We start from the raw sequence: 6,616 nt of genomic DNA on the forward strand, positions 1-6,616 counted from the left end.
GTTGCTGCGATAGCGAAAAACGATGGCGGCGGCATCGCGTTGTCATCGTGCCGGCACGCGCGTGACGCATGTCGTCGCAGGCTGCGATGGCCGTCGCGGCCGCGTGTTGCCGCGCATCGACACGGCGCGGCAGATTGCGTCCGCGTGGCGCGTGGCGATATGCGCCATCGATCCCTTGTGCCGGATTCGCCGCGTGAGCGCGGGCTGAATCGCGGTGCAGTCCGACGTGCCCGCAGTGCGCTGCGGCGACGCCGCATGGGCGGTGCGAGCGGTTGGTTACACTGTGCGATCACCGTTGTCCGCACAAGGAATGCCTCGATGAAATGCCCCTCGCTGTTGTCCCTCGCCATCGCGCTGTGCGCCACGGCCGCCGGCGCCGTGCAGGCGGCAACGCCCGTGTCCACCGCGGCGCTGGAGGGCAAGGTCGATGCGCTGTACACGCGGGCGCCGGACACGCTCAAGCCCGATGAAGTGAAGGCGATGCAGCAACGCCTGCTGGACTGGGCGCAACTGCAGCGCTATCGCGCCGACAATGCCGCGCTGCCGGCGCCGGCCGCGGACGCGCCGCGCGTGGTGTTCTACGGCGACTCCATCACCGACGCCTGGGGCCGTCGCGAAGGCACCACGTTCTTCCCCGGCAAGTCCGCCTACGTCAATCGTGGCATTTCCGGGCAGACCACCGCGCAGATGCTGGTGCGCTTCCGCCAGGACGTGATCGACCTGAAGCCGGCGGTGGTGGTGATCCTGGCCGGCACCAACGACCTGGCCGGCAATACCGGGCTGTCCACCCTAGAGATGATCGAGGACAACTTGCGCTCGATGACCGAACTGGCCCAAGCCCACCACATCAAGGTGGTGCTGGCCTCGGTGCTGCCGGTGACCGACTATCCGTGGCGGCCGGGCCTGCAGCCGGCGCAGAAGGTGCGTGCGCTCAACGCGTGGATGCAGCAGTACGCGCAGCAGCACGCGCAGCAGCACGACGCGGTGTACCTGGACTACTACAGCAAGCTGAGCAACCGCGACGGCGGCATGGACAAGACCGTGGCCATCGATGGCGTGCACCCCAACAACGCCGGCTATGCGGTGATGGCGCCACTGGCCGAGCAGGCGATCCAGCGCGCGCTGGCAAAGCCCTGAGTCACCGCGCGCGCTCCTAGCCCTCTCCCCCCGGGAGAGGGGTTGGGGTGAGGGTACGGCCGCTGACAACAATGATCGCCGCAGCGCCCGCCGCTCCTCAGAACCGCTCACCCTCCGGCAGATAACGCCACTCGCCCGGTGCCAGCTTGCCCAGCGGAATGCGGCCGATGCGCAGGCGGCGCATGCCGGTCACTTCCAGCCCGACCTGCGCGCACATGTCGCGCAACTGGCCCGGCTGCACGTGCTTGATCGCGAAGCGCAGGCGCTGTTCGCTCTGCCAACTGACCTTGCACGGCGGCAGCGTGCGCTGGCCATGACGCAGGCCGTGCGCGAGCCGATGCAGGCCGTAGGGCTGCAACGTGCCGCTCACCTCCACCACGAACTCCTGCTCCAGCGTGGCCGCGTCCTCGCTCAGCCGCCGCAGCACGCGGCGGTCCTGGCTCAGCACCAGCAATCCGCTGGCCTCGGTCTCCAATGGCAGCGGCAGACTCAGGCGCAGGAAATGGCGCTTGAGCACACGCATGTCGCTGGCATCCAGCGCGCTGCGGTTGCCGGGCGTCGCCAATGCCATCGCATCCTCGGCGCGCATCCCGGCCGGCTTGTGCAGCAGCAGCGTGACCGCCTGCGCCGGGCCGAGTTGCGCGTCGGGCGCCAGCGTCACCTGCTGGGTTGTGATCGGCGTCTGCGGTTCCTCGACCACCACGCCGTCCACGCTGACCCAGCCGCCCTCGATGTACTGCTGCGCCTCGCCGCGCGAACACGGCAGCAGGGCGGCGAGATGCTTGTCGAGACGGACGGTGCTGGACATCGGGGCTGTGGTGATCGGTGGGGGGCGCAGTGTACGGGCGCCAGGCAGCGGCCGCACGCGGCGGCGTCTCAGTGCTCGCCCAGTTCCAACTGGGTCAGGTACAGACGCAGGTCGAACTCCAACTGGTGGTAGTCCGGCGTCATGTGTGCGCACAGCTGGTAGAAGGCCTTGTTGTGCGCGCTTTCCTTCAGGTGCGCCAGTTCGTGGGCCACGATCATCGGCAGGAACGCCGCCGGCGCGTCGCGGAACACGCCGGCGATGCGGATCTCGCGGCTGGCCTTGAGCTTGCCGCCCTGCACGCGTGACACCGTGGTGTGGGTGCCCAGCGCATGCTTCACCGCCTGCAGGCGGTTGTCGTAGATCACCTTGTGCAGCGGCTCGGCGCTGCGCATGCAACGGTCCTTCAGCGCCTGCGTGTAGTCGTACAACTGGCGATCGGTGCGCACCGTGTTGGCCTCGGGGTAGCGGCGGCGCAGCCAGTCGCCCAGGCGCTGGCGCGCGATCAGTTCGCGCACCTGGTCCAGGACCTGGGGTGGGTAGCCGACGAGGTAGCGCAGGGTGTCCATCCCGCCACCTTAGCCTGCCGCGCGCGGCGGGGCATCCGCCGTGGGCGGCCTTCGCGGGCGGGCACCGGCGCTGCGGGTATCATGCGCCTCCCGATTTCGAGTCCGTGGACGCTTCCGATGCGCAATCCCCTGCAGGAGCAACTGCTCAAGGCCGGCCTGGTGAAGAAGAGCCAGGTGGCGCAGGTCGCGCGCGAGCAGGCCAAGGCGCGCCAGGGCAAGACCCCGCCGCCGCCCAGTGCCGAGCAGCTGGAGAGCGAGCGGTTACGGCAGGAACGGGTGGAGCGCGATCGTGCGCTGTCCGCCGAGCGCAATGCGCAGGCGCGTGCGCAGGAGCAGCGCGTGCAGGCACGGCAACTGGTCGAAAGCCACAAGCTCAAGGCCGACGGCGAGATCGACTACCACTTCACCGATGCCGGCAAGATCCAGCGACTGCGCGTGGATGCGGCGCTGCGCGCGCAGCTGATCGCCGGCAGCGTGGCGATCGCGCGGCTGGATGCCGGCTATGTGCCGGTGCCGCGCGCCGTCGTGGAGAAGATCGTCGCGCGCGATCCGGCGACCATCGTGTTCGATGCGCTGGCGGCAACGCCGGCCAGCGGCGAGGACGATCCGTACTACAGCCAGTTCAAGGTCCCGGACGACCTGATCTGGTGAGGCGGGACGCTGGGCGGCGCTGCATGAACGTCTCGGCGAGGTGAAGCCGGCGTGCATTGCATTCGCCGGTGCCGGCCGCATCATCCAGGCACGGCAACAGTGCGGAGACGATCATGGCCACTGGGTGGGCAGGCGACGGCGCGGTGCAGGACCAGATCGATGCGACCGTCGAGGATGCGATCAAGCGGGCGCGCAGCCAACTTCCGCAGGGGCCGGGGCTGAGCCACTGCGAGGACTGCGATGCGCCGATTCCCGAGGCGCGGCGCAAGGCCGTGCCGGGTGTGCGCCTGTGCGTGGCCTGCCAGGACGCGCAGGACCGCGCGCAGCACGAGCACAGCGGCTACAACCGCCGCGGCAGCAAGGACAGCCAGCTGCGTTGATGCTCCGCCGGCGCGGTCGGGTCAAGGCTTGGGCTGCGCGTGCAGCGCGATGTTGAGCTGATCGACCACGATCGCCCAGTCGGCGTCTTCCAGGCGCTCCTCGCGCAGCAGTTGCGCCTGCGCGGGCGTCCAGAACGGGGCTTCTTCCAGGCGCATGTCATCGGGCAGCGGCGCATGCTGGGCGATGAACTGGCGAATCTTGCCTTCGCTGTTGGGCAGGCCGAGTTGGGCGAAGAGGTCGGCGAACGGATGAATGACGGGTTCCATGCAGTACCTGGTCGGGAAAGGGGAGATCGCCGCGCAAGGCGGCTGGCATCGACCATAGCGGCTGCGTCATGTGCGTGGCGTCAGCGTCAGCGTCGGCGTCGGTGGCGTGCGGCGCTCAGCCCAGCCCGGATGGAACCGGATGGCCGCGCCAGCGGCGCGTGCTGCGCTGGAAGAACAGGCTGTTGGGGATCTGCAGCACGCTCTCGCCGTCGCCGTCGCGTTCCTCGCGCAGCGTGGTGTAGATCAGGTTGATGTCGATCACCTGGCCCTTCAGTCCCGGCTTTTCGCCGTTCTCCAGCAATTCGATGTGGTCGTGCAGGCGGAACGGGCGCGTGGTGAAGATCAACAGCGTGCAGAAGATGTTGGACAGCACGCTCCAGGCGGCGAAGAACGCCACCGCCGCGACCGCGGCGAAGCCGGTGAAGGCGGTCCACAGCACGGTGCCGGAGACGCCGAAGCGGTCCAGGATCAGCAGCAGCGCCGCCGCGTAGATCACGAAGCCGCTGCCGCGGCGCGCCATCATCACCAGTTCCGGCGGCAGTGCGTAGTGCTCGCCCAGGCGCCGGATCAACCGTCGCAGCAAGGTCCGCAACAGCCAGGCGCCGAGCACGATCAGCACGATCTGCGCGCCGGGCACGATCACGTCGAGCCAGCGGTGCGTCCACGGCGGCAGTAGGGTATGGAGCGAGGGCATTGCACTTCGGAACACGCAGGGGAGGCGCGATGGTCGCAAGCGTGGCCGCTGCGGGCAAGTCGTGCTGGCGTGCGCTGCGGCGGTGGGCGGCTCAGCCGGCGCGTTCCAGCGCCTCCCACTGCGCCTCGGTGACGTCCGGCAAGGCTTCCAGCGCCGGCTTGGCGAACAGATAGCCCTGGTAGAGGTCGATGCCCAGCGCGCGCAGTGCACGGTACTCGGCAGGCGTCTCCACGCCCTCGGCGAGGATGCGGCAGCCCAGTGGCGCGGCCATCGCGACGATGCCGCCGACGATGTGGCGGCGCGCGGCGCTGCCGTCGATGCCGCGGATCAGCGCCATGTCCAGCTTGATCAGGTGCGGCTGGAAATCGGCGAGCAGGTTGAGGCCGGAGTGGCCGGCGCCGAAGTCGTCGATCGCGGTGAGGAAGCCGCGCTGCGCGTAGTCGCGCAGGATGCGCACGACCTTGGGCAGGTCGGCGATGCGTTCGGACTCGCTCAACTCGAAGATCAGGTCGCCGGTGGGCACGCCGAAGTGCTCGGCCGCCCTCAGGGTCAGGCGGATGCAGGTCGCCGGTTCGTACACCGCATTGGGAATGAAGTTGATCGACAGGCGCGTGCGCAGGCCCAACTGCGCGGCAGTGGCGATGGCCTGCACCCGGCAGGTCTGGTCGAAGCGGTACATCTGCTGCGGGCGCACCCGCGCCAGCACCGCCGCCGCGCCGCTGCCGTCCTCGCCGCGCACCAGCGCCTCGTAGGCGTAGATGGAGCGGGTGGCGGCATCGACGATCGGCTGGAACGCCATGCGCACGGTGAAATCCAGCGGCTCGCCATCGCGACAGTTGCCGCAGGCGGGCTGGCCGAGTTCGGCGGACAGGGAGCGCAGGAGCATGCCGAAACGAGACCGTGGAAGAGATCGCAGTATGCGCTTCTGGTGTGAAGACGGTGCCGTGCTTGCGCGCTGGCGCCGGCGCTCCGAGGGCGCCGTGTTGGCCTGGCCGTGTGGTCGTCGGCGCCAACCGGAGGCGCCGTCGTCGCGTGCCAGGCGCCGCTTCCTCGCGCGGCGTGGACCGGCGTCCATGTCCGGCCGTGTCCCGCCGCAGGTGCGCGCGATGACGGCGGGATGCGCGGGCGCTAGCCCGCGTCGGCGACGTCGACCTTCTTCAGCACGCGGGTGGTGCCGAGCACCTCGACGCGGCCGCCGGCCTGGTGGAACGCGGCCAGGTCGGCCTCGATGCGCTCGCGGCTGAGGCCCTTTTGCGCCTTGTCCGCGGCGCTGGCGCCGCGTGTGTTCCTGGCGCTGGGCGAAGCGGTGGTGCTGGTCGGTCGTGCCATGCTGGAACTCCTGCAGTCAGTACATCGTCAGGGGAATGCCACGGGTCAGTTGCTCGTGGTGGGTACGGCGGATCTCGCGGCAGTACGGGCCGGCCATCGCGAACTTGCGGCAGACCGCCGGGCGCTGCGCGTAGATGGAGCAACACATGCGCGCGCCATCCACCGCCACGCACCAGCCGTCCTCGTCGCGCGCCATCACGTGCAGGCCCTCGCGGGTGTACTCGGTGAGATGCTCGGGGACGTGGTCGTCCGGCATCACCAGGACGGTCAGGCGGCAGCAGATCGCGTCGCAGCGGTCGCAGGCGATGTCGGCGTCGGTCGCGTCCCGCGCGCTCTCGCTCATGCGTCGCCGCCCCGATCCGGACCTGTCGGTCGGGGAGGCGGCTGAAGCGGCGACGCCAGCCGCTCGATCTGGAGCGTGGCAAGGGCGGGGGACATGGCGCTCCGAAGGATCCGGCCGGCAAAGGACGGAGGTTGGCGCGAGAAGGAAGCGAGTCGGGCGACAGGAACGGCCGGACGAGACGCGCGTAGCGACGTGACGCTGAAGCGTGCCGCCATGCTACGCCAGTCGTGCGCCCGCTGCATGAACAATGCGGGCCGCAGGCGGCGCGCCGGCCGCGAGCGGCCGGTCGGGGAGGGGCCGCCGACGCATGCGCTGCCTGTGCTGCGTCAGTCCTGCGCGGCGGCCAGCGCCAGGCCCTGCACCACGCCGAACGAGGGGTCGCCGTGGACCAGACGCGCTTGCGGGAACGCCGCAGCGACCAGGCGCTGCAGGTAGGCGGGG

General features: G+C 69.9%; 10 protein-coding genes. 3 read left to right on the forward strand and 7 right to left on the reverse strand.

The genetic code is table 11. The features are described 5' to 3' along the window. The first annotated feature begins 318 nt into the window (after positions 1–318). Positions 319–1,137, forward strand: coding sequence for an SGNH/GDSL hydrolase family protein (locus tag D183_RS0106115; protein ID WP_017908227.1), 819 nt, complete (start codon positions 319–321; stop codon positions 1,135–1,137). A 97-nt stretch (positions 1,138–1,234) separates the two neighbouring features. Here D183_RS0106115 and D183_RS0106120 read toward each other — a convergent pair whose 3' ends face one another. Together D183_RS0106120 and D183_RS0106125 are read right to left on the reverse strand one after the other, a co-directional pair. Further along, complete coding sequence (locus D183_RS0106120; protein ID WP_017908228.1) at positions 1,235–1,945, reverse strand: rRNA pseudouridine synthase; 711 nt, start codon at positions 1,943–1,945, stop codon at positions 1,235–1,237. 68 nt (positions 1,946–2,013) lie between these two features. Then, positions 2,014–2,511: a M48 family metallopeptidase gene (locus tag D183_RS0106125; RefSeq protein WP_017908229.1), complete on the reverse strand. Its 498-nt coding sequence runs from the start codon at positions 2,509–2,511 to the stop codon at positions 2,014–2,016. Positions 2,512–2,628: 117 nt separating this feature from the next. On the opposite strand from D183_RS0106125, the gene D183_RS0106130 reads away from it, so the two are divergent. Together D183_RS0106130 and D183_RS0106135 are read left to right on the forward strand one after the other, a co-directional pair. Further along, positions 2,629–3,162, forward strand: coding sequence for a DUF2058 domain-containing protein (locus tag D183_RS0106130; RefSeq protein WP_017908230.1), 534 nt, complete (start codon positions 2,629–2,631; stop codon positions 3,160–3,162). 113 nt (positions 3,163–3,275) lie between these two features. Next, on the forward strand, positions 3,276–3,542 hold the full coding sequence (locus D183_RS0106135; protein WP_010342319.1) for a DksA/TraR family C4-type zinc finger protein: 267 nt from the start codon (positions 3,276–3,278) through the stop codon (positions 3,540–3,542). A 21-nt stretch (positions 3,543–3,563) separates the two neighbouring features. Here the strand turns inward: D183_RS0106135 and D183_RS0106140 are convergent, their stop codons facing one another. The 5 genes from D183_RS0106140 to D183_RS0106160 form a co-directional block, all read right to left on the reverse strand. Next, on the reverse strand, positions 3,564–3,809 hold the full coding sequence (locus D183_RS0106140; RefSeq protein WP_017908231.1) for a DUF2789 domain-containing protein: 246 nt from the start codon (positions 3,807–3,809) through the stop codon (positions 3,564–3,566). A 115-nt stretch (positions 3,810–3,924) separates the two neighbouring features. Further along, on the reverse strand, positions 3,925–4,503 hold the full coding sequence (locus tag D183_RS0106145) for a mechanosensitive ion channel domain-containing protein (RefSeq protein WP_017908232.1): 579 nt from the start codon (positions 4,501–4,503) through the stop codon (positions 3,925–3,927). A 91-nt stretch (positions 4,504–4,594) separates the two neighbouring features. Next, entirely contained in the window at positions 4,595–5,389 is a 795-nt protein-coding gene (locus D183_RS0106150) for an EAL domain-containing protein (RefSeq protein ID WP_017908233.1), read from the reverse strand. 242 nt (positions 5,390–5,631) lie between these two features. Then, on the reverse strand, positions 5,632–5,832 hold the full coding sequence (locus D183_RS0106155; protein WP_017908234.1) for a hypothetical protein: 201 nt from the start codon (positions 5,830–5,832) through the stop codon (positions 5,632–5,634). A gap of 16 nt (positions 5,833–5,848) precedes the next feature. After that, on the reverse strand, positions 5,849–6,175 hold the full coding sequence (locus tag D183_RS0106160; protein WP_017908235.1) for a YkgJ family cysteine cluster protein: 327 nt from the start codon (positions 6,173–6,175) through the stop codon (positions 5,849–5,851). Positions 6,176–6,616 lie beyond the last annotated feature (441 nt).

It is taken from the genome of Xanthomonas sp. SHU 199 (assembly GCF_000364665.1).
Taxonomy (GTDB): Bacteria; Pseudomonadota; Gammaproteobacteria; order Xanthomonadales; family Xanthomonadaceae; genus Xanthomonas_A; species Xanthomonas_A sontii.

Bases quoted from the DNA above. Each gene is read 5' to 3' on its own strand.
- D183_RS0106115 (WP_017908227.1), top strand. From the start codon at position 319: ATGAAATGCCCCTCGCTGTTGTCCCTCGCCATCGCGCTGTGCGCCACG.
- D183_RS0106120 (WP_017908228.1), bottom strand. From the start codon at position 1,945: ATGTCCAGCACCGTCCGTCTCGACAAGCATCTCGCCGCCCTGCTGCCG.
- D183_RS0106125 (WP_017908229.1), bottom strand. From the start codon at position 2,511: ATGGACACCCTGCGCTACCTCGTCGGCTACCCACCCCAGGTCCTGGAC.
- D183_RS0106130 (WP_017908230.1), top strand. From the start codon at position 2,629: ATGCGCAATCCCCTGCAGGAGCAACTGCTCAAGGCCGGCCTGGTGAAG.
- D183_RS0106135 (WP_010342319.1), top strand. From the start codon at position 3,276: ATGGCCACTGGGTGGGCAGGCGACGGCGCGGTGCAGGACCAGATCGAT.
- D183_RS0106140 (WP_017908231.1), bottom strand. From the start codon at position 3,809: ATGGAACCCGTCATTCATCCGTTCGCCGACCTCTTCGCCCAACTCGGC.
- D183_RS0106145 (WP_017908232.1), bottom strand. From the start codon at position 4,503: ATGCCCTCGCTCCATACCCTACTGCCGCCGTGGACGCACCGCTGGCTC.
- D183_RS0106150 (WP_017908233.1), bottom strand. From the start codon at position 5,389: ATGCTCCTGCGCTCCCTGTCCGCCGAACTCGGCCAGCCCGCCTGCGGC.
- D183_RS0106155 (WP_017908234.1), bottom strand. From the start codon at position 5,832: ATGGCACGACCGACCAGCACCACCGCTTCGCCCAGCGCCAGGAACACA.
- D183_RS0106160 (WP_017908235.1), bottom strand. From the start codon at position 6,175: ATGAGCGAGAGCGCGCGGGACGCGACCGACGCCGACATCGCCTGCGAC.